The organism is Anatilimnocola floriformis, from assembly GCF_024256385.1.
Taxonomy (GTDB): Bacteria; Planctomycetota; Planctomycetia; order Pirellulales; family Pirellulaceae; genus Anatilimnocola; species Anatilimnocola floriformis.
In genome coordinates, this window is record NZ_JAMLFW010000001.1 from 2,455,076 (window position 1) to 2,475,859 (window position 20,784).

Annotated in this window: 17 protein-coding genes; 6 read left to right on the top strand and 11 right to left on the bottom strand. The window is 58.5% G+C overall.

Annotated features, from left to right (window positions below):
* Positions 1–3: 3 nt before the first annotated feature.
* The 7 genes from M9Q49_RS09520 to M9Q49_RS09550 form a co-directional block, all read right to left on the bottom strand.
* Positions 4–1,134 carry a sialidase family protein gene (locus M9Q49_RS09520; RefSeq protein ID WP_254508492.1) on the bottom strand — a complete coding sequence of 377 codons (1,131 nt, stop codon included), beginning with the start codon at positions 1,132–1,134 and terminating at the stop codon, positions 4–6.
* 14 nt (positions 1,135–1,148) lie between these two features.
* Positions 1,149–1,799 (bottom strand): SGNH/GDSL hydrolase family protein, encoded by a 651-nt coding sequence (locus M9Q49_RS09525; RefSeq protein ID WP_254508493.1) that lies wholly within the window; start codon positions 1,797–1,799, stop codon positions 1,149–1,151.
* A 12-nt stretch (positions 1,800–1,811) separates the two neighbouring features.
* Positions 1,812–3,305: a rhamnulokinase gene (locus M9Q49_RS09530; protein WP_254508494.1), complete on the bottom strand. Its 1,494-nt coding sequence runs from the start codon at positions 3,303–3,305 to the stop codon at positions 1,812–1,814.
* Positions 3,306–3,578: 273 nt separating this feature from the next.
* Complete coding sequence (locus M9Q49_RS09535; RefSeq protein ID WP_315861196.1) at positions 3,579–4,733, bottom strand: IS607 family transposase; 1,155 nt, start codon at positions 4,731–4,733, stop codon at positions 3,579–3,581.
* Positions 4,734–5,016: 283 nt separating this feature from the next.
* The gene (locus tag M9Q49_RS09540) at positions 5,017–5,880 is read right to left on the bottom strand and encodes a thiazole synthase (RefSeq protein WP_315861166.1); all 864 of its coding nucleotides are present in this window, start codon (positions 5,878–5,880) and stop codon (positions 5,017–5,019) included.
* A 14-nt stretch (positions 5,881–5,894) separates the two neighbouring features.
* Positions 5,895–6,104 carry a sulfur carrier protein ThiS gene (gene thiS, locus M9Q49_RS09545; RefSeq protein WP_254508495.1) on the bottom strand — a complete coding sequence of 70 codons (210 nt, stop codon included), beginning with the start codon at positions 6,102–6,104 and terminating at the stop codon, positions 5,895–5,897.
* Positions 6,105–6,112: 8 nt separating this feature from the next.
* On the bottom strand, positions 6,113–6,682 hold the full coding sequence (locus M9Q49_RS09550) for a hypothetical protein (RefSeq protein WP_254508496.1): 570 nt from the start codon (positions 6,680–6,682) through the stop codon (positions 6,113–6,115).
* Between the two features lie 254 nt (positions 6,683–6,936).
* On the opposite strand from M9Q49_RS09550, the gene M9Q49_RS09555 reads away from it, so the two are divergent.
* From M9Q49_RS09555 to M9Q49_RS09570, 4 genes are read left to right on the top strand one after another with little or no spacing between them, the layout of a single operon-like run.
* Complete coding sequence (locus tag M9Q49_RS09555) at positions 6,937–8,214, top strand: PQQ-binding-like beta-propeller repeat protein (RefSeq protein WP_254508497.1); 1,278 nt, start codon at positions 6,937–6,939, stop codon at positions 8,212–8,214.
* Positions 8,211–9,749 (top strand): DUF1549 domain-containing protein, encoded by a 1,539-nt coding sequence (locus M9Q49_RS09560; protein WP_254508498.1) that lies wholly within the window; start codon positions 8,211–8,213, stop codon positions 9,747–9,749. Before M9Q49_RS09555 ends, M9Q49_RS09560 begins: the two co-directional genes overlap by 4 nt.
* Before the next feature lie 11 nt (positions 9,750–9,760).
* Entirely contained in the window at positions 9,761–11,035 is a 1,275-nt protein-coding gene (locus tag M9Q49_RS09565) for a DUF1501 domain-containing protein (protein ID WP_254508499.1), read from the top strand.
* Positions 11,032–12,345, top strand: a complete 1,314-nt coding sequence (locus M9Q49_RS09570; RefSeq protein WP_254508500.1) for an EF-hand domain-containing protein — start codon at positions 11,032–11,034, stop codon at positions 12,343–12,345. Before M9Q49_RS09565 ends, M9Q49_RS09570 begins: the two co-directional genes overlap by 4 nt.
* Position 12,346: 1 nt before the next feature.
* On the opposite strand, the gene M9Q49_RS09575 is transcribed toward M9Q49_RS09570, so the two are convergent.
* Genes M9Q49_RS09575 through ppk2 form a run of 4 tightly spaced genes read right to left on the bottom strand, consistent with a single transcriptional unit; the run spans position 12,347 to position 18,290 of the window.
* Positions 12,347–13,813, bottom strand: coding sequence for an alpha-amylase family glycosyl hydrolase (locus M9Q49_RS09575; protein WP_254508501.1), 1,467 nt, complete (start codon positions 13,811–13,813; stop codon positions 12,347–12,349).
* A gap of 26 nt (positions 13,814–13,839) precedes the next feature.
* Positions 13,840–14,610, bottom strand: a complete 771-nt coding sequence (locus M9Q49_RS09580; protein WP_254508502.1) for a bestrophin-like domain — start codon at positions 14,608–14,610, stop codon at positions 13,840–13,842.
* Positions 14,611–14,655: 45 nt separating this feature from the next.
* Positions 14,656–17,415, bottom strand: coding sequence for an MGH1-like glycoside hydrolase domain-containing protein (locus M9Q49_RS09585; RefSeq protein ID WP_254508503.1), 2,760 nt, complete (start codon positions 17,413–17,415; stop codon positions 14,656–14,658).
* A gap of 53 nt (positions 17,416–17,468) precedes the next feature.
* Entirely contained in the window at positions 17,469–18,290 is an 822-nt protein-coding gene (gene ppk2, locus M9Q49_RS09590) for a polyphosphate kinase 2 (protein WP_254508504.1), read from the bottom strand.
* Positions 18,291–18,479: 189 nt separating this feature from the next.
* Here ppk2 and M9Q49_RS09595 point away from each other — a divergent pair, with 189 nt between their 5' ends.
* Both M9Q49_RS09595 and M9Q49_RS09600 read left to right on the top strand, forming a co-directional pair.
* A complete protein-coding gene (locus M9Q49_RS09595) occupies positions 18,480–19,367 on the top strand; it encodes an SgcJ/EcaC family oxidoreductase (protein WP_254508505.1) in 888 nt (295 codons plus the stop codon).
* Between the two features lie 53 nt (positions 19,368–19,420).
* Positions 19,421–20,728, top strand: coding sequence for a hypothetical protein (locus M9Q49_RS09600; RefSeq protein WP_254508506.1), 1,308 nt, complete (start codon positions 19,421–19,423; stop codon positions 20,726–20,728).
* The last annotated feature ends 56 nt before the right edge of the window (positions 20,729–20,784 follow it).

Consider the following 20,784-nt stretch of genomic DNA (forward strand, 5'->3'; position numbering starts at 1 on the left):
GCACTATTTGCCCAGCGCCCAGGTTCGTTCAAAACGGGCAAAGGTCAGCGTATTTTCCACTTCGTACAGCACGCCGAGGCGACCGTCGCGCAGGATCGTCAGGCACGAGTACATGCAGCCGCGCGGATCGAGCAATCGGCCGTCGCTCCAGGTTTTTCCCTCGTCGGTGCTGTGGCGAATCGTTAGCGCGATGCGCTTCGTCGGGCTATTCGGATTCGTGAAAAATAACTCGCCATCCGGATGCCGGATTAAACTGGCCATGCATGTCGGATCTGGAACGGTGAACCAAGGCTCAGACCATTTGCCACCGGCTTTTTCTTCCTTGCTCCATTCCCACTTCGCCCAGGCGCGTTTGCCGCTACGCGATTCATCGCGCATGGTCAGCAACAGCGAGCCATCGCCGAGTTCCGCAATCTGTGCTTCGCTGGTCGGCGGTTTTTGCGGAATCGCTGGCGGCGAGATCTGCCATTTCTCTCCAGCATTGCGGCTGTAGATGAAACACGAATGCGGCGTGCCATCGGCGGCGCGAAACTGCGCCGGGAAAATCAGCGTGCCGTCTTTTGCTTGAATGCCCGCGCCAGGCCCCTGAAAGCAGAGTCGCCAGGCCGTGTCTTTTACTTGCTCGGTGATGTTGATGGGTGGCGACCAGGTCAGGCCATCGTCGGTGCTTTTCGTTAGCACGAACTGTCCGGTCTCGCTCGGCTTCAAACCTGGCCCAGAACCGTGCCACGCGCGATTGCCTTGCGACCAAAGGGCAGCGACCCAAATCGTGCCAGTCTGGCGATCAACCAGAATCGTTGGATCACCCACACCGTTACCTTTTGACCCTTCGACTTTGGAATCGTAGTCGAGAATCGTCTGCATCTTGCCCCAAGTCTCGCCGCCGTCGGTGCTCCGCAGCAAACCAACATCGATATCCGCCGGCAGATCAGTGGCGCCGTTGTAGCGAATGTCGAAAACGGCCAGCAGCGTCCCTTTCGTCGATGTCGCCAAGCCGGGAATGCGATACGGCTTCACGCCGTCGTCGCCCGCGGTCCGCAGCAATTTGCGAAAGATCGGTTCGTCCGCAGAGACTCGCTGCAGCAGGCTCAAAACGCCGACGATGCCAAGCGCAATCCAACGAAGTCTGTTCATCGGCAATCCAGGATTTACTTCTTTGCGGCCAACTGCTTCTCAAGAAACTCCGCCACGGCCAGGCCCAATTTTTTGCGACCTTCATCAGTGAAGTGCACCCCATCAGCGGTAATCAGTTTGGCAGCATCCTTTTCCACTGCAGCCCGCACGTCGTCGACGGGCACCTCGAGTTCCTTCATTACCCGCCGCGCGATTTCGTTGTATTGCACCGTGCTCGCATCGAGCAGTTCGTAAGTCGCCTTCTCACGCTGTTTCGCGGCCCGGTCGTCGACGATCGGTGTCGTCGTGGCGAAGATCACCTTGGCCTTTGTTTCCTTCCGAATTGTCTCCACAATCTTCCGCAGATTGGCTTCGTACTTTTCCGGTGGCGTTTGGAAAGTACCTTTCTCCTTGTCCTTCTTCGTGTCGTGAATGCCGCAGTTGAAATGGACGATGTCAGGCTGTTCGCTGATTGCCAATTCCTTCAGCTTGGCGACCAAATTTGCACTGTCGCCGCCGTTGCTTTTCGATTCGACGATGACGGCTTTCCCCTCGAGCTGCTTCGCCACGATCGGCGCGTAACTCATGCGGATGGAGTCGCCGATGAGGACGACTTTGGGGAGTTTTTCTTGAGCGGATGCTGCGGCTGAGAGGCAGAGAACCAAGAGTAGTGAACGCAATCTCATCATTTCACTCCTTTACTTCCCAACCAACTTCGTGAACCGCTCGTACGCTTGGTTCCACGGCCAAGTGTTTTGCGGCAGGTATTGTTGCACGCTAAAGCTGGTGCGGATCACTTCGCGGGCTTCGGCGATCGAGCCAACCGCGCCGTCGGTGACGGCTTGCAGCATGACGTTGCCGATGGCGGTGGCTTCAACCGGCCCGGCGACCACGCGGCGGTTGCAGCAGTCCGCAGTCATTTGGCAGAGAAGCCTGTTGAGCGAACCGCCGCCGACGATGTGAATCGTTTTCAGTTCGCCGCCGACCAGTTCCTCGAGCAGGCCGAGGACCATGCGGTAGCGGAGTGCGAGACTTTCCAGCGCACAGCGGATGACGGCGCCTTCGCTGCTCGGCACTGGCTGGCCGGTTTGCTGACAGTATTCGCGAATCGCAGCCGGCATATCGCGCGGGGCGACGAAGGCAGGGGCATCGGGATCGACAAGAGATAACAAAGGCTGCGTTTCGCCGGCGCGGCGGGTCAGTTCTTCCCAACCGAACTCATGGCCCTGCTGTTTCCACAGGCCGCGGCATTGCTGGACGAGCCACAAGCCGGCGATGTTCTTCAGCACGCGCGTTGTGCCGCCGACGCCACCTTCGTTCGTGAAGTTCAGTTCGTACATCCGGTCGTTGATGATCGGCCGCGGCGTTTCGACACCCATCAGCGACCACGTGCCGCTGCTGATGTAGCACCAATCGGGTTTCGCGCCGGGAACACTCGCCGCCGGCACGGCCATCACGGCGCTCGCGGTGTCATGCGTGCCGGGGAGAACGACATTCACGCCCTTCAGGCCGGTTTCCTCGGCAACGCTCGTTTGCAACGGCCCGAGTTTCGTGCCGGGCTGGGCAAGTGGGCCGAGAATGTGCGTCGGCAGGCCGAACTCTTCCAGCAGCGGCCGAGCGAAATCACCGGTCTGCGGATTGTAGAACTGCGAGGTCGAAACGTCGGTGTATTCGTTCGCCTTTTCGCCGGTCAGCAACCAGTGAAACAGATCGGGAATCATCAGCAGTCGCTGGGCGTTCTCGAGCAGTGGAGAATTGCTGAGCTTCATGGCGAGCAGCTGATAGAGCGAGTTGAACTCCATAAACTGCAGGCCGGTCTGGGCAAAGATTTTTTGCCGCGGCACGATGCTGAAGGCCTTTTCCATCACGCCTACGGTGCGGGTATCGCGGTAGTGATAGGGATTGCCGAGCAACTCGTCATTGCGGCCGAGCAAGCCGAAGTCGACGCCCCAGGTATCGACGCCGACGCTGCGAACGTTGGTGTGTTTGGCAGCTGCGGCACGTAGCCCTTTCACGACGTGCGTCCACTGATTCAGCAAATCCCAATAGAGCTTGCCGTTGGCGGCGACCCCGCCGTTTTCGAAGCGATAGGCTTCTTCGAGCGTGACTTGCTTGCCGTCAAAAAGTCCGGCGACGACGCGCCCGCTCGAAGCACCGAGATCCACCGCCAAATACGCCTTGCTGTCCGCCATCGCTCAACCCTGTTGCCGGAATTCAATATTGGAGAGCCGTACACTGTAGCAAGGAACGGCGCCCTTTGTCGCCGGATACTCTGTATCCGGTGGGTTGACGCAAAACCCCCACATGCCGAGGAATGAGCTCCGCGAAATTCCGGACTTGGCGAGCGGAGGTGGAAGCGGCGAATCTTCCGTTGGAAGGCAAACGAACTTCGCTGCGGGGCGAACTCGCCGAACTTGCTGGAATATCGCTGCGAGAGAGAACCTAACATCGGCTCACATGACCAGTTAAGCCGTTGTGACGCTGTGCGGGATGAGGTTGAGTCCTGTGTACAGGACCGAATCGCCGTTTTCCGTCACCGAGACATTTAGTTTTCGAACATGCTCACTCAGTTTTTCCAGGCATAGCTTCCGGCTTACGCGTCGTTCGCCATTCGCTTCGCAGTAGTCGGCGTACGCTTTGAGAATGCGGGACCGCTTCACCTTTGAACCTGGCCCGCCTGCTCTGAGCTTGGCCCGTAAGAATGTGTCGAAGCTCCCGGCCCCGCGTTGCGGTTTAGCAAGAGAGTTGGTGTTCACACTTTTTGCAATTCGCCGCACCACCTGAATGCTGAACGTCTTGCCGTCTGAACACACGTTGGCCTTGGCTTGTTCAAGTTGCCGGTGAATGCCGCGCACGCTCACGCCCTTGGCTCTCAGGTTACAGATTAAGTCGAATGTGGCCTGAGGAACTTCGCTAAACCTCGCCCGGTTTTTGTTGCCGCGTTGGCCGTAGATGCTCATGTTCGCCACTTGGCTCAGCGAGAGAATGTCGGCAACCAGCTCATCTATCAGGCTCTTAGGTTCTTCCGATTCGATTTGAACAATCTGGATTCCCTTCGTCTCGCAGATTGCCTTGAGCAGGTTGAACCCGAACCTAATCAGCCGGTCGCGGTGAGTGATGACCAGGAACGCGTTGTTCAGCTTGCCGTTCAGAATGTCGTTAACCAACGAGAGCAGACCAGGAGCGTTGTAATTCAGCCCTGATGCTATACGTACGTACTTATGAACGGTGCAACCGTCCTCGCCCCATCGTTCATTCGCGTACGCCTCTAACCGTTGAACCTGCCTAGCCAAGTCCTCTTTCTGGCCACTGCTCGACACCCGGGCGCAGAGAACCACCGTTGGCTTTGAATCGTTGCCTGAACAACTCCCTTGCTCTACAGCCGTCAGGCCAAGCCATTCGTGAACGTCTTCGAGTTTGAAACGGCGATGCGATTTGCCGTCGAAGCTGGCCGCGTTCAGCCGGTAACTTCGCAGCCTGCCCGCGTTGGCCGCGTTCCTCGCCGTGTTCACATGCACTTTGAATCTCCTGCTGAGTTCCCCGATTGATAGCCACTCAGACGACGTTGCAGGTGCGCAGCTTCGCCCCATAGAATCGACGACAGACATTGCTTGCTCCATACGCAAGTGATGTTCAGGCGGGGGTGAACGCGTCAACGTTCACTCTCGCCGTTTTCATTTCGGGCCAGCGACAGAACGCCGAACCCAGCGAAGGAAACACCCCTCGCCGCTGAGATTATGGGGACTGAAGCAAGGGAAGATGCCTCAAAAAATCTGACATCGGCTCACAACGGCTACCCTCGCCTACTCTGTATTCCTCGCTGACGCTTATTCCAGCGGTTTGTAGCGTGTCACCGCCACCACCGAATATGGAATATTCGGCGACGATATTTCGGTGGATTCACTAGGTTGACGGATATGGCCGCAAACTAATCACGCCCTCTTCGGGGCTGCTGGCCTGAGCGTAGAGACGACGTGGAATGCGGCCGGCGAGATGGGCCCAGCGGCCAGCATCGCAGGCGGCGCGCATGGCACGGGCCATAAGGAGCGGATCGCGAGCGTGCGCGATCGCAGTGTTGAGCAACACACCATCCACGCCGAGCTCCATCGCCTCGGCAACATCGCTGGCCGTCCCCACGCCGGCGTCGATGATCACCGGATAGGTGGGATCATCGGCTTTGAGATATTCGAGAATGATCCGAATGTTGTTGGCGTTCAGCACGCCCTGGCCGGAGCCGATCGGGCTGCCGGCAGGCATGACCGCCGTTGCGCCCGCCGCTTTGAGCTTGCGGGCGAGAACTGGATCATCGCTGGTGTAGACAAGAACTTGAAAACCATCGGCGACGAGTCTTTCCGTAGCTCGTAGCGTTTCAATCGGATCCGGCAGCAGCGTCTTAGGATCGCCCAGGCATTCGAGCTTCACCCAATCGGCGCCGGCGTTTTCGAGCGAACGGAGAATCTCGCGGCCCATCCGGGCGACGCGAACTGCATCGTCGGCGTTGTAGCAGCCGGCTGTGTTCGGCAGCAGCGTGTAACGCTGGAGATCGAGAAAATCCAGAATGTTCTGGCCCTGGCCGTCGTACAGTCGTTCGCGGCGAACGGCGACGGTCAAGCAATCAGCGCCGCTCAGATCGAGCGCTAGCTGCATTTGGGCAAACGTCTCGTACTTGCCGGTGCCAACGATCAGACGGCTACGCAGTGTGTGCGAACCGATTACCAGCGGCTGTTCAGCAAGATTCGAAACAGGCGAATCCGAAGGAGGGAGCACGGCAGTCATTTCGCTTAACCGCCCCCTACGAGCGAGACGATTTCCAAGCGGTCGCCTTCCGACAACTGGTGCTGTTCGTGCAAGCTGCGCGGCACGATTTCCATGTTCACTTCCACGGCCACGCCGCGCGCGGGCATTTGCAGCGTGGTTAGGAGCTCGGCCACTGTCAGCCGAGCGGGCAACTCTCGTGGTTGCCCGTTGAGCACAATCTTCACTGTCGACACGAGACCTACTATTCAGCGCGAAGGGTAATGTTGCGAGCCTTGCCACCATCGAGCGGCAGCATCGGCGTCGATTGGGTGATGCCCGTCGAAGCGGCGCCCTTGATCCACGGGAAAGTGTATGCGTAGAACATGCCCGTGTTGGCATCGGCGACATACACTACGCAGCCTGCGGGACGTTGCTGGCTGCTAAAGCCCACCGGTTCCCACGAGCCCGTGCTTAACAGGTAAGCCGGCTTCTTGCTCTTGTCGACGGGTAATTGCGTGGTGACGTTGGTCTTGAACCAACCAACCAACTTGCCGGTGCGGGGATTCATCACAAAGGTTTGCAGGTCGCCGGTGATGAAGTCGAGCGTCACCAAGCCTTCGACCTGATCGTCAACGCGGCCCGTAGCGATTGCCATCGTTTCGCTCGAGGTTGCCGTCGAAGCACTCAGCGGCACACCTTGTGGCCAGCTGAATTGCGAGCTTGCAGCGGGACGAGTTGCGAACATGATTGCAGCGGCCGATCCCACGCCCGCCAGCAAACCCAAGGCCAATCCAGCCAGCAGCCATGCGCTGCGGCCACGAAATCGTTTCATCGCCATCGTCTGTTCCCTTGCTCGAATAAGTAATCGGAACCGGTTCGCCCCAGAACGGGAAAAATAAGTCGCCCGCCAACAATCCGTATCGTAGCCCAAAGTTGAGCGTTCTTACAAGCTTGCGATTTTTCAATCATTTTCAAATCCGGGAAGCCCTTGCCTGGGATCGAAACATCACACTGTTTTCCTGCGACTCGGTTTCCTGCTAGTCTGACAGACACTTTGACACGAGTCAGAATGTCCTGGAGTCGGTTATGGGCTCACCCTGGTCGCGAATGATTTTCATCCTGCCGCTTCTCGCGTTTGCCCCGCAGGTTCTGGCAGACGATTGGAACCAATGGCTGGGCCCCAAGCGGGACGGCAGTACGACCGAAAAGGTCGCTCCTTGGAAGGGAGAGACTGCGCCGAAGGAATGTTGGCGGCTGGAAGTGGGAAACGGCTTTGCGATGCCGGTGATCGCCCAGGGGCGGGTCTTCGTGCATGCCCGTGGTTCTGATCCGGCCAAGGAAGAAGAGCAAGTCACCGCGATTGATCTCGCCACTGGCAAGGAACTGTGGAAAGACATTTACGAGCGGCCCAAGTTCTCCAGCGTGCTCGGCACCGGTCCGCGAGCGGCGCCGACGGTTGCTGGCAAAAAACTGTTCACCATCGGCATCAACGGCGTGATGAGTTGCTACGACATCGAGCAAGGGAAGCGGCTGTGGCAAGTCGATGTTTATGAGCGATTCAATGCCACGCTGCCAAACTTCGCTGTCTGCTGCTCGCCGCTAGTGATCGGTAACCGGGTGATCCTCAGCGTTGGTGGCAAAGGGCATTCTCTCGTCGCCCTGCATACCGAGACGGGCGAAACGGTTTGGGAAATGCTCGATGATGAAGCGAGCACTTCCTCGCCGATTCTCTTTACGGGTGGCGAGCGACTGCCGGGCACATCGCCGGATGTCGTCTTCATGACGCCGCTGCGAATGATCGGCGTCGATCCGATCAATGGCTCGGTGCGTTGGGACCATCCGATGGTGTTTCAACAAGCCGGCACTTCGCCGACGCCGCTGGCTTTCAAAAATCGAGTTGTCGCCAGCACACAAGCGCACGGCGCGGTCGCCGTTCACATCAAAAAGGATGGCGATGGTCAGGACGACGCGTTAGCCGCGCAAGCTTCCTGGCATGTCCCTGAAGCCAAGAGCTACTTTTCCTCCGGTGTCGTCGCCAACAACCGCCTGGTGCTGGTGACGAACGTCGTCGAGATCCTGCCGAATACTTCTCTCACTTATCTCGATGGGGAAACCGGCAAGCAGCTTTGGAAAAAGAGTAACGTCGGCTATTTTCACGCCGGCATCATGCGGCTGGGCGACCAAAAACTGCTGATGCTGAATGACTCCGGCCGGCTGTCGCTCGTCGAACTGAGCGATGACGGCATGAAAGAATTGGCCTCGCATCAAGCCTGCGGCGGCACGCTGGTTTCGCCGGCACTTTCCGCAGGTCGCCTGGTAGTGCGGGATGCGAAAGAACTGGTTTGCTGGGAGTTTGCCAAGTGAAGTTTTCGTTGCTGTTGATGGTTCTTTTCACGTTCGCGGCGGAATTTGCCTTCGCCGCAGAACGTGATGCCGCCGCGCTTGCGCAGCGGATCGATCGTCAACTCGATGCTCACTTTGCCGCGGCGGGAATCGAAGTTGCGCCGCGCGCTGACGATGCGGAGTTCTTTCGCCGTTTGTCACTCGATCTGATCGGCCGAGTGCCGCGCGTTGCCGAGGTTCGCGAGTTCCTCGCCGATCCCGCGCCCGACAAACGGCAGCGGATGATTCGGACGTTATTGCAACATCCGCGACATGCCATTCATCAAGCCAATCTCTGGCGAGCTGAGTTGCTCCCGGAAGCCAATTCTGATCGCACGGCGGCGCTGCTGCAGCGAGGTTTCGAGAACTGGCTTGCCGAGCAGTTCCGCCAGCGAGCGCGCTACGACCAAATCGTGCGACAACTCATCACCGTACCGCTGCCGCCGCTCGATCAACCTGCCGAGCCGATCCTCCGCGATCCCGAGCGGGCCAATCCTCTCGCCTTCATCGCTGCCAAAGGGAAGCCGGAAAACGTCGCGGCGGCCGTGACGCGAACTTTCCTCGGCATTCGCCTCGAATGTGCCGAATGCCACAACCATCCGTTCGCCAGTTGGTCGCAGGAGCAATTCTGGAATCAGGCCGCGTTCTTCGGCGGGCTGAAGAAGAGCGGCGCTGGTTTGCTTGAGCCACTACGTGAAGATCGCACGAGTCGAACGGTCATCTACGAACAAGACAAAAAGACCTACTCCGCTCGGCTGCTCGATCGGACCACCGACGCAGTTGCCGATGAGCGCTCCGGCCGCGAAGTCCTCGCCGATTGGCTAATCGCGCCGGCGAATCCATTTTTCGCGCGAGCTGGCGCAAATCGCGTGTGGGGACAACTCTTCGGAGTCGGCCTGGTTGAGCCTGTCGACGATTTTCATGACGAGAATCCCGCCAGTCATCCGGCGCTGCTCGCCGAAATTGGTCAGGGGTTCGCGACCAGCGGTTTTGATCTCGATTATTTAACGGAAGCAATCTGTCTGACCAATGCTTATCAGCGCACGAGTGCCCGCACGCACGCGAGTCAGGACAATACAAAGCTCCCTGCGCGAATGACGGCCAAGGGCCTGACCGGTGAACAGTTTTTCGATAGTCTCGCATTGGTCGTCGGTTATCGCGACGAACCCGACCAAGGCCGAGCTCGCCGCGAATATCTCAGCCGGTTTGCCCGCCTCACCGCGCCGAGCGAACCCGAGACTTCCGTGCAGCAAGCTCTGACGCTGTTGAACGGTCGCTTCATCGCGGCTGCGACCAATCCGCGGACCAACGCGACCCTCATTGCAGTGCTGCAAACCCCCGGTTTGAGCGACAGCGACCGGATCGAAACGCTCTACCTCGCGACGCTTGGCCGCTTGCCGACCGCGGAAGAAGTAACGAAGCTGAAGGGGGCTCGGAAGGATGTGGAGACCGACACCTTTCATGCCGATGTATTTTGGCTGCTGCTCAACACCGCCGAATTTCGGCTGAACCATTAAGCGAGGCACACATGACACAATCATTTTCGCGACGCACATTGCTGCAAGGTTCAGCCGTTGGTTTGTCGGCGGCTTCGCTGCCCATTTTGAATGTTGCCGCACGAGCAGCGACTGAGCCCGCGCGGAAGCGCTCCTGCATTCTGCTGTGGATGGCCGGTGGGCCGAGCCAACTCGATACGTTCGATCCCAAGCCGAAGACCGACAACGGCGGGCCGTTTCAAGCAATCTCGACAAACGTGCCAGGGCTGCAAATCTGCGAACACCTGCCGAAGCTGTCGCGACATGCCGATCGCCTGGCCCTCATTCGTTCGATGCAGACGAAAGAAGGTGACCACGGCCGCGCGACCACGCACTTGCAAACTGGTTACACGCCGCAAGGGCCGATCCGTTTTCCGGCGCTCGGCTCGCTCGTGTCGAAAGAACTCGCTCGCGAACAGGCCGATCTCCCTGCCTTCGCCAGCGTCACGCCGCAGGGCAACTTTGCCCAGCCGGCAGTCGCGGCCGGTTTTCTCGGACCGAATCACGCGCCGCTGGTTGTTTCTGGTTCTGGCGGCAACTTGAAAGTCGAAGACTTGCAATCGGCTGAAATCGACGAAATTCGGCAGCGAGCACGGATGCAGATGTTGCGCGAACTGCAACAGCCGTTCGTCGCGAGTCGGCCGGGCCCCGGAACTGCTAGTCACGTCACAGCCTACGATCGCGCCGAACGACTCGGCAAAACCGCCGCAGCCGATGCTTTCGATCTGACTCGCGAAGAAGCAAAACTTCGCGATGAGTACGGCCGCGGCCTGTTCGGTCAGGGATGTTTGCTGGCCCGCCGATTGGTCGAGCGCGAAGTGCCGCTGGTGCAAGTCACGCTCAACGGCTGGGACACGCACGACAACAACTTCGAGCAAGTGAAGAACCTCTGCGGCACGCTCGATAACGGCTGGGCCACGCTGATGCGCGACCTCAGCGACCACGGCTTGCTCGATTCCACGCTCGTCGTCTGCATGGGTGAATTCGGCCGCACGCCGGGGATCAATCCGCGTGTCGGCCGCGACCATTTTCCATCTGCTTGGAGCGTTGTGCTCGGCGGCGGTGGCGTTCAAGGGGGCAGCATCATCGGCCGCACGAGTGCTGATGGCTTGGCCGTGGAAGATCGTCCCGTCCGCGTGCCGGATTTGATGGCCACAATTTTTCTGGCCCTCGGCCTCAATCCCGAAAAGCAAAATATGTCGAACGTCGGCCGGCCGATCCGCCTGGCTGATCCCGATGCGAAGCCGATTCGCGAGGTTCTGGCATGAGAGGCTGGGCGATTGTTTTCGCCTCTGTCTGCTCCGCTGCGATCGCCGCCGCGGAGCCGAGCCCCGTGCCGTTGCAGTTGGAGGTAACGAAGAACGGCGAATCGCTGCAGGTTGCCTTCGACGCTTTTCTCGCCAAAGTGATTGCGCACTTCGACGCTGATGGTGACGGCCAGCTCTCAGTACGCGAAGTGGAACGCGTGTTTCCGTTTCCGCTGGCGACAGGAAAGTTCGCAGCGCTGCAACTTGCGACGGCCGACACTTCCGCCGATGGCCAGGTTGATCTGAAAGAACTACAGGCCTGGTGCGCGAAGGCCCAGATCACACCACTCACGCAGGCCACTGCCGCGGCAACCGCCGACGATCAGCGTTTGGCGACCATCTTCGTCACGGCGCTTGATGCTGATGGCAACGGCAAGATCAAGCCGAAAGAGTGGCAAACCGCCGCGAGGCGGTTACAGCAGTTCGATTTGAATGATGATGAAACGCTCGAGTTGAAAGAACTGCTCTCTGGCTCGCGCGTTTCAGTTGATTTAAAAAGAACAGCGAAAGACGAGCCGATCAGGTACAAGTTGCGATTGAATCTTGGCGACGTTCCATCGGCCTCGCTTGAAATTGAAAACGAGAAGCAATCGCTGCCAATTGAGATTCAGCGTTTCCATTACGCGAACAATACGAAGTCGGTTATCCTCAGCGGCCGGTTGTCGCGGGAGTTGCCGAATATCGCCAACGTGGCCGAATTTCTCGTGGCTCAACTAGAAGGAGCCAGCAGCGGCGGCGGCTTGAAAAAATCGGCCGTCATGAGTGACGAGTCTCTCGCCGGGCTCCGCGATCTCTTCGACTACGCCGATCGCAATCAAGATGGGTTGCTGATGGCGGCCGAACTGCGCAGTTACTGCGAGCTGATCGCCGAAGGCCTGGCCGTGCGGTATTACGTGGTGTTGCAAGACCGCGGCGGGAATTGGTTTTCATTTCTCGATATCGACGGTGACCAACGGTTGTCAGCGAAAGAACTGACGCAGTTGCGAAGCTTGCCACGAACGGAAAGTGGTGAACTCGCGCGACTGCAGGAGTTAGAGTTTCGTCCACTGCCGATCAATGCCTGGGGCGGCGTACCGATTCCGCCGCTGGCGCGCAAGAAGGCGGTTCCGGCAAAGCCGAAAGCAACATCACCGGCCTGGTTCGTCTCACAAGATCGCAACGGCGATTTCTATCTTTCCCGCCGGGAGTTTCTCGGACCAGTCGCGCTGTTTGAGTCGCTTGACGCGAACGATGATGATCTGATCGATGCTGCCGAAGCGGCGGCGAAGTGAACTACTCCTGCAGTACGTAAATCGCCGCTTGCCACGGTTGCATGTCGAGAAAGAAACTGCGGGCCATATCGTCGCCGTTCCAGGTGAAAACAGCGTCGCTCAGTTGATCGCACAGTCGCCAGGTGTGCCCCGCCAGATCGCCGTAGGGAAGCTGCGCGTGGCATTGACTTTGATGATCTGAAAAGTTCACGGCGACGATCAACCGCGAGTGGCCGGCGCCTTGCCAGGCAAACACAACGAAGCTGTCGTGCGTGCCGTTTTCTTCCCAAGCCGGCGTGCACTCGACGAGTTGCCAGTTGCCATTGTGCAGCGATGGCACGTGCAAGGCAGCCAGCAGTCGTTGATAGAAAGCCGCAATCCGTTCGTCGGTCGGTTCGTTCGGTCCACGTCCGAGGTGCGGCGAAATTCGTTTCTTAAAACCTTCAAATTGCCCCTGATGGAAGAACCGCAATCCAGGAGAGCAGTAACTAATGACGGCTGCTGCTTCATGCACGCCTGGCGGAAAAGTGGCCGCAGCCCGTGGTTCATCGTGGTTCTCGACAAACCGCGCGAGCTTGTCTTGATAGTCGAGACCAGCCCATAAGTGCTCGCGCACCGGCTTGGCCGCTCCCGCATGCAAGCGATCGTACAGTCGTTTGTCGTAGCAGTAGTCGAAGCCCTGCTGCTGCAAATCCCATTCGCGATCCCAGTAGACTTCGGCCATGAACGTGAAATCTGCCTCTAGCTGTCGAACCGCGTGTATCGCTCGCGGCCAGAACGATTCCGCGGCAAGTCCCCATGTTGCGGCAAAGATGTCGGGCAGCACGAGCATCGCCATATCGCAGCGCAGGCCATCGCACTGGCCAGAGATACGGCGCAGCTCTTCAATCAGGGCGGCCTGCGTTGCCGGATTGCCGTAATTCAGCTGCAGCGTATCGGGCCAGCCATCGAAATAGGGATCGCGGCCGTGCGCAAGAAGTTTGTCGCCGCCGGCGCGTTTCACCCACAAGTAATTCTGCGGCGCACGAGCGAGATCCTCTTCAGTTCCCGGAACATAATACTCCGGATGCTCCTCCACCCAATGATGATCGATAGCAGTGTGGTTCGGCACGAAGTCGAGCATCAACTTCATATCGCGCGCCTGCAGCCGAGCACGAAAGCGCGCGAGCGCCGCATCGCCGCCCAGATCCTCGTGAACTCGATAAGCTGAGATCGCAAAGCCGGAGCCGATGATGTCATCTTCGGTCAGGTCCGGTAGTGTTTCGCGAAACTCCGCCAGCCAGGCAGGATTGCTGCGCGAAATCTGCCGGCCGATGAGTCCGGTTTGCCAGACGCTCAGCAACCAGATCCAGTCAAAGCCCGCAGCCTGCCAGTTGTCGAGCACGGAGTCGGGAACATCGTCCAAGGTCGCCGCGCGATTTAATCGCTGCGAGTGCTTTTGCAGCCAGACTCGCGTGTTCACCTGATAAAGGAGCGGATAACGCGACATGGATCAACTCTTAAAAGCAGTAAGGTTTACGGTTGGCCGGCGGCGATCATCGTTTGCACATTGACCATCGCATCCTGACTGACGCGAAGCAACCCTTCTTGACCGCGGTCGAGATCGGCGATCATCAGCAGCACTATCGTAAACGAGATAGTCAGCACCAGCATTGCCGGTGAGCGACGCGTGGTCGAGAGCCCGCACATGTAACCCACGGCGGCAAAGCTCATCACAGCCAGACTGTTGAGACCAAACCAGAGTTCGGCGGGGATGCGGCTGCGCAGGGCGACTTGCAACCGCACTTCATGCTGATCGATTAGACCGTTGAGAGCCGCGATATACAGCCCCACGGTTTCGGCCTGCGGGCTCGCATTGCCAGCGCTGGTTGCTTCCTTCCAGAGCAAGCCCTGGATTTCGCCGGAACGCACGATCGCAGCCTCGAGCTTTCGATCCTTCACTGCCTGCAGGCGAATCGTCACGTATTCCTGCAGTAGCTTCTGAGAAGAAGATTGCTCCTCCCGTGGCAGAAAACTCGTGCGCAAATAAGTGGTGCCGATAGCGTTGGCTTCTTCAAGCACGGCCCGGCGGCGGGCTTCGAAGCGCGATGCGGCGAAATTAAACGTGAAGCCGAGTACGAGGGCCAGCAAACCGAGAATGGCCGCGACCATCGCGCCGACCGGCTGTTCGCGCTCGTCGGGCGTGCGCTCATGACGCCAATGCCCCGCGCGATAGCCGGCTTCGAGCGCCAGCGAAAGCAACGCCAGCGTGGTAAGCACAATCACCCACAACGGCAGCGAGTCCATAAGTCAAGCGAACCTAAAGGCAGGAATGAAATAGCGACAGGGCGATCAAGCGCCAACGGGTGTTGTCTGCAGAGGCTCGCTCGACGCGCTGCCATTCTGCGTGGCAAAGTACGCCGCGCCGCCTTCTCCCGCAACCATTTCGGGCGTGAGAGTGGCGAACAAATGGAGGATGCGGGCAATGATGCCGGTCCAACCCGTTTGATGACTCGCGCCGAGGCCAGCGCCGTTGTCGCCGTGGAAATATTCGTAGAACAGCAAATAATCACGCCACTCGGGATCGTGCTGAAATTTCTCGTTGCCGCCGAAGACCGGTCGAATCCCCGCCTCGTCCTTCGTAAAGATGCTGCCCAATCGGCGCCCCAGTTCTTCGGCGACTTGGTAAAGATTCATCATCTGGCCGGAGCCCGTGGGGCATTCGACCTGAAACGCATCACCGTAGAAGGAGTAGTACTGCAGCAGCGCGCGAATGACGAGCGCATTCACCGGCATCCAAATCGGCCCGCGCCAGTTACTATTGCCGCCGAACATGCCCGTGTCGGACTCGGCTGGCAAATAGCCGACGCTATAGGTTTGCCCGTGCACATCCATCGAATAGGGATGTTGCTCGTGAAACTTCGATAGCGATCGCAAACCGAACTCGCTGAGGAACTCGTTCTCGTCGAGCATCTTGGCCAGCACACGGCGGAGTCGCGTTTCGTCGAGAATCGACGCCAGTCGCCGACCATTCACGCCGATCAATCCGGGGTCATGAATCGAGGCCACAATTTCAGGACGGGCTTCCAAAAAGTATTTCAACTTCTTGGCGATATTGGGGCGCAACGTCAAAAGTTCGCCCGAATAGGTGGTCGCCGCGCAAAGCGGCAACAAGCCGACCATCGAGCGCACCTTCAGCCGCTGCGAATGTCCATTGGGCAATCGCAAAACGTCGTAATAAAAGCCATCCTCCTCGTCCCACATGCCTCCTTCGCCGACCTGGCCCATTGAGGAAGCAATCCAGAGAAAGTGCTGCGTAAACTTGAGGGCCATATCCTCGTAATCGGAATCAGTGAGCGCGAGCTCGCAGGTGATGTCGAGCATGTTCTGACAGAACAGGGCCATCCACGCAGTTCCATCTGCTTGTTCCAGGTAACCGCCGGTCGGCAATGGTGCACTCCGGTCGAAGACGCCGATGTTATCGAGTCCCAGAAAGCCACCCTCGAAAACATTCCTGCCGGAGCGGTCCTTGCGATTGACCCACCAGGTGAAATTGAGGAGCAGCTTTTGAAAGCAGCTCTTCAGCCATTCCTTGTCTCCTTCGCCGTTCACGCCTTTGTCGAGACGATAGGTAAAGATGGTCGCCCAGGCATGCACCGGCGGATTCACGTCGCCGAAGTTCCATTCATAGGCGGGGATCTGCCCGTTCGGATGGATGTAGCGCTCGCGGAGCATCAGCTTGAGTTGCTCCTTGCCAAAGTCGGGATCGACGAGCGTGAGTGCGGTCACATGAAAGGCGAGATCCCAAGCCGCGTACCAGGGATACTCCCATTTGTCGGGCATCGAGATGACATCGCCGTTGTACATGTGATGCCACTGGCCATTGCGCGGCGCGGCTTTCCGATTGGCTTGAAATGGATCGCAGCCCCGTTCTTCCAGCCACTTGTTGATGTCGTAGTGATAAAACTGCTTGCTCCAGAGCATTCCCGACAGCGCCTGCCGCATGACACTGGCTTGGTCGGCGGAAAGCTTTTTCGGCGTGATGGCTGCGTAGAACTCATCGGCTTCGCGCCGCAATTGGGCCACTTGTTCGGTGAGATTAGCTGCCTGGTGATTGCTGCTGGTTGGCGGTAGATCGCTCAGTCGCAACTGCACCACGCGCTGTTCGCCGGCCGGGATATTCAAGCGGAAGTGGGCCGCGACCTTGGTGCCGACCTGCGCGGGATTCACCGCGCTCGCTTCGCCGTTCACCACGCAACGATGAATGCCATCTTTCACGTAGGGAGACTGGTTGGCAGTATTGAATAGTCGTTCGTTGTTCGTCTCATTTTCCGTAAACAGCAGCGCCGCATCGCCGCAGTAGAGATAGCGATCTCCCAGCACTTCGTGAGTCGCTTTGATGACGTTCTGCGACGAACCGGCCACTTGCTGCAGCGACGGCCTGGCGAAATCGGTTTGCCAAGTCCATTCGTTACGAAACCAGAGCGTGGGAAGCAGATGTAAGTCGGCGGCTTCCGGACCGCGATTGCAAGCCGTGATTTGAATGATGATTTCTTCGGGAGTCGTCTTCGCATATTCGACGAATACGTCGAAGTAGCGATCGTCGTTGAACACACCAGTGTCGATCAACTCGTATTCGAACTCCGTGCGACTGCGTGTCCGACTCTTTTCGAGCAAATCGGCGTAGGGAAACGCGGCCTGCGGATACTTGTACAAGTACTTCATGTACGAGTGGGTCGGCGTGGAGTCGAGATAGTAGTAATACTCCTTCACATCCTCGCCGTGATTGCTCTCGCAGTTGGTCAAACCGAACAGCCGCTCCTTGAGGATCGCATCCTGACCATTCCACAGTGCGACAGCAAAGCACAACCGCTGGCCGTCGTCCGAGATTCCAGCCAAACCATCTTCACCCCAGCGATAAGCGCGCGATCGGGCCTGGTCGTGCGTAAAGTAATTCCAAGCATCGCCCCCTTCGCTGTAATCCTCGCGCACGGTTCCCCATTGCCGTTCGCTCAAGTAGGGGCCCCACTTTTTCCACGGAGAGTGAGCATTACGCGCGGCAAGCAGCCGCACGTGTTCCGCAGAAGCGGAGTGATCGGATTCGGCAGGCATCGGTGTCTTCTCAAGTTGTCGGACAATGAAGGTGAGCTTCGCGCGCAGGAGACTTAAAATCGCTCCTTGACATAGCGAAACGGATAATCGGGCTCTTTGTAGTCGCCGGGCTTCTGCCGTTTGGGGAGCACGATCTTTTCGTGAGTCAGTTCCTTGTATGGAATCTGGTCGAGCAAGTGCGTGATCAGATTGAGGCGAGCTTTTTTCTTGTCGTCGGAACGAACGACGTACCAGGGTGCCCAGGAAGTGTCGGTCGCGAGGAACATCTCGTCGCGAGCGCGCGAGTATTCGTACCAACGGCTGTACGACTTGAGATCCATGGGCGAAAGTTTCCAGGTCTTGCGCCCGTCGTGGATTCGCCCTTCGAGCCTGCGAGTTTGTTCCTCGGGACTCACTTCCAGCCAATACTTGATGAGCACGATGCCCGACTCAACCATGGCCTTTTCGACGGCGGGTGTAGCTTCCAGGAACTTGCGGGCCTGTTCGTCGCTGCAGAATCCCATGACTCGCTCGACGCCGGCGCGGTTGTACCAGCTGCGGTCGAAGATCACGACCTCGCCAGCCGCAGGAAAGTGCGGCAGGTATCGCTGCAAATACATCTGCGATTTTTCGCGCTCCGTGGGCGCAGGTAACGCCAAGACGCGAAACACGCGCGGGCTGACGCGCTCGGTGATGGCTTTGATCGTTCCTCCCTTGCCAGCGCCGTCGCGGCCTTCGAAGACGATGCAGATTTTCAAGCCCTGATGCTTGACCCACTCCTGCAGTTTGACGAGTTCGACGTGGAGCTTCTTTAGCTCACGGTCGTAATCTTTGCGAGAAAGCTTTTCGGTGGTGGTGACTTCGGCTTCTTGCCTGCTCTTTTTGTCGCGTTTCATGAATGACAGAAAAGTGATCCGAGGGGCAGACGTCGGACAAGTACACAAGGTCGTAATAGTTTACAGTGCGCGTGGGTTGAGCACGAATGCTTGCCGATTTTTTACTCTCTCAGCAGCTGTTCCTTGACAATCTTGGGGAATCGTCTGTAATTCGTGATCTGCATCCTTCATCTGCATAAAGGGAATGATATGTCTCGGACCTACCAGTGGTTGTTGTTGTGTTTGCTGCCGTGCGCAGTAGCGAACGCGGCCGATCAAGCCGCGGAAGAAGCGAAAATTCGCCAAGCCGTCGCCACCTATGTCACGGCGTACAACGCCGGCGATGCCAAGGCGCTCGCGGCGCTCTGGTCGCCTGAAGCCGTTTACACAAATCCCGTGACTGGCGCCGAAGCCGCAGGCCGCGAAGCGATCGAAAAGCAATTCGCGACCAACTTTGCCATGGCGAAAGGTTCGAAGCTCGAAGCCAAGACCGAGAGCATTCGCTTTGTTTCTCCCGGCGTGGCCATCGAACAAGGAACGGCGAAAGTAACAGCGCCGAATCAGTCGCCCGACGAGACCGAATATTCTGCGGTGTACGTCAAGCGCGACGGACAATGGCTACTCGATCGCGTTACCGAGGAAGAGCCGTTCAAACCGCATTCGAATTACGAGCGGCTGAAGGAACTCGAGTGGATGGTCGGTAACTGGATCGATCAGGATGACAACGGCAAGATCGAAACGCAGGTGCAGTGGGCCAAGAATCAGAACTTTCTGATTCGCTCGTTCACGATTTCGGTCGGTGAGCGGATCAATCAATCGGGTATGCAGATCGTGGGTTGGGATGCGGCGAACAAGAAGATTCGCTCGTGGGTCTTTGATTCCGAAGGAGGGTTCGGCGAAGGAGTGTGGAGCAAGAAGGGAAATGCCTGGCATGTGCAAACTACCGGCACGGCGAACGACGGACGAAAGGCATCGTCGGTGAACATCATCACGCTGGTGAACAACGATCAGTTCACCTGGCAGATTGTGAACGGCCAGATCGGCGATGAACTGTTGCCGAACACCGACGCGGTGCTGGTGGTGCGTCAAAAGGAATAAGTAGGCCGTTCGAAATAATTCTCCCACATTCAACGACGATTCAGGTAATTCCCATGAAACGATTTTTGCTACTCGCAGCGATACTTGGCGTTTGCGCTTTGCCATTCACTTCTGAACTGATGGCCCGCGGCGGCGGAGGCGGCGGTCGCGGTGGTGGTGGCTTTAGTGGAGGTGGCGGAGCCCGCATGGGCGGCGGCGCGAGCATGTCGCGCGCACCTTCGGTGAGCCGACCTGCGCCGCGACCAGCAGCACCGGCTGCCCGACCGGCAACTCGTCCGAGCACTCCCAATGTTTCGCGGCCTTCGCCGCCAAAGGTTTCGCAGCCGATCGCTGGTCGTCCTGGAACAGGCACGGGCGCGACTCGTCCTGGCGCTGGCGTGGCGACGCGGCCTACTCAAGGGCAGCTGCAAAACTTCTTGGATATCAAGCCAGGCGCCGGCGCGAGCCAGCTTCCTGCGAATCGTCCGGGCAACATTGCTGGCGGTGTGGCCGGCGGAATCGCCGGCGGGGCTGCCGCCGATTTTCTGCGTGATGGCGGCCGCCCGAGCCAACTCCCTGCCAATCGGCCGGGCATCGATAACCGGCCTGGCATTGATAATCGCCCGGGGATCGACAATCGCCCAGGCATTGCAAATCGTCCGAGCCAGCTGCCCAGCAATCGTCCCGATCGCATCAACAACTGGCAGGATCGCCACGACAACCGCGTCGAACGCCGCGATGAGATTCGCGACCAGATTCGTGAGAATCATCCGCGTCTCGATTTCTGGGCCGATCATCCCAACTGGGCTGCTTGGCGAATCAATCGCCCCTATCGCTGGGCCACCTGGGCCGCGCTCACCGGCTGGGTCGGCTACGGCTGGACCGACCCGGTTGGCTACGGCTATGGCGAGAACGTTTACTACGACGATGGGCAGGTCTATTACGGTGATCAACCGGTCGCCACGGAAGAAGCCTATGCCCAACAGGCAGAGGACATCGCCACCAGTGCTCCCGACTTCAAACCCGATCAACAAGAATGGCTGCCGCTGGGTGTGTTTGCACTCACGCAGGATGGCCAGAAGTCGGGGCCAAGTCCCACGATGTTTCTGCAACTCGCCATCAGCAAACAAGGGATCATCACCGGTTTGCTGAACAACACGGCGACCAATTCGACGCAGGAAATCGAAGGGATGGCCGACAAAAGCTGTCAGCGCGCCGCCTGGACCGTGAAAGGCAAGACTCGGCCGATCATGGAAACCGGCATTTCGAATTTGACGCAGGATACGGCTCCCGCGCTCGTGCATTTTGCCGACGGCACGACGCAACAATGGCTGCTCGTGCGATTGGAAGAACCGATGGCGACGCCGATGCCGATGAAGTAATTGGCGATTTCGGAGTAACTGCAGAATCCGGTGAACCACCGCCGCGGGGCGGTGGC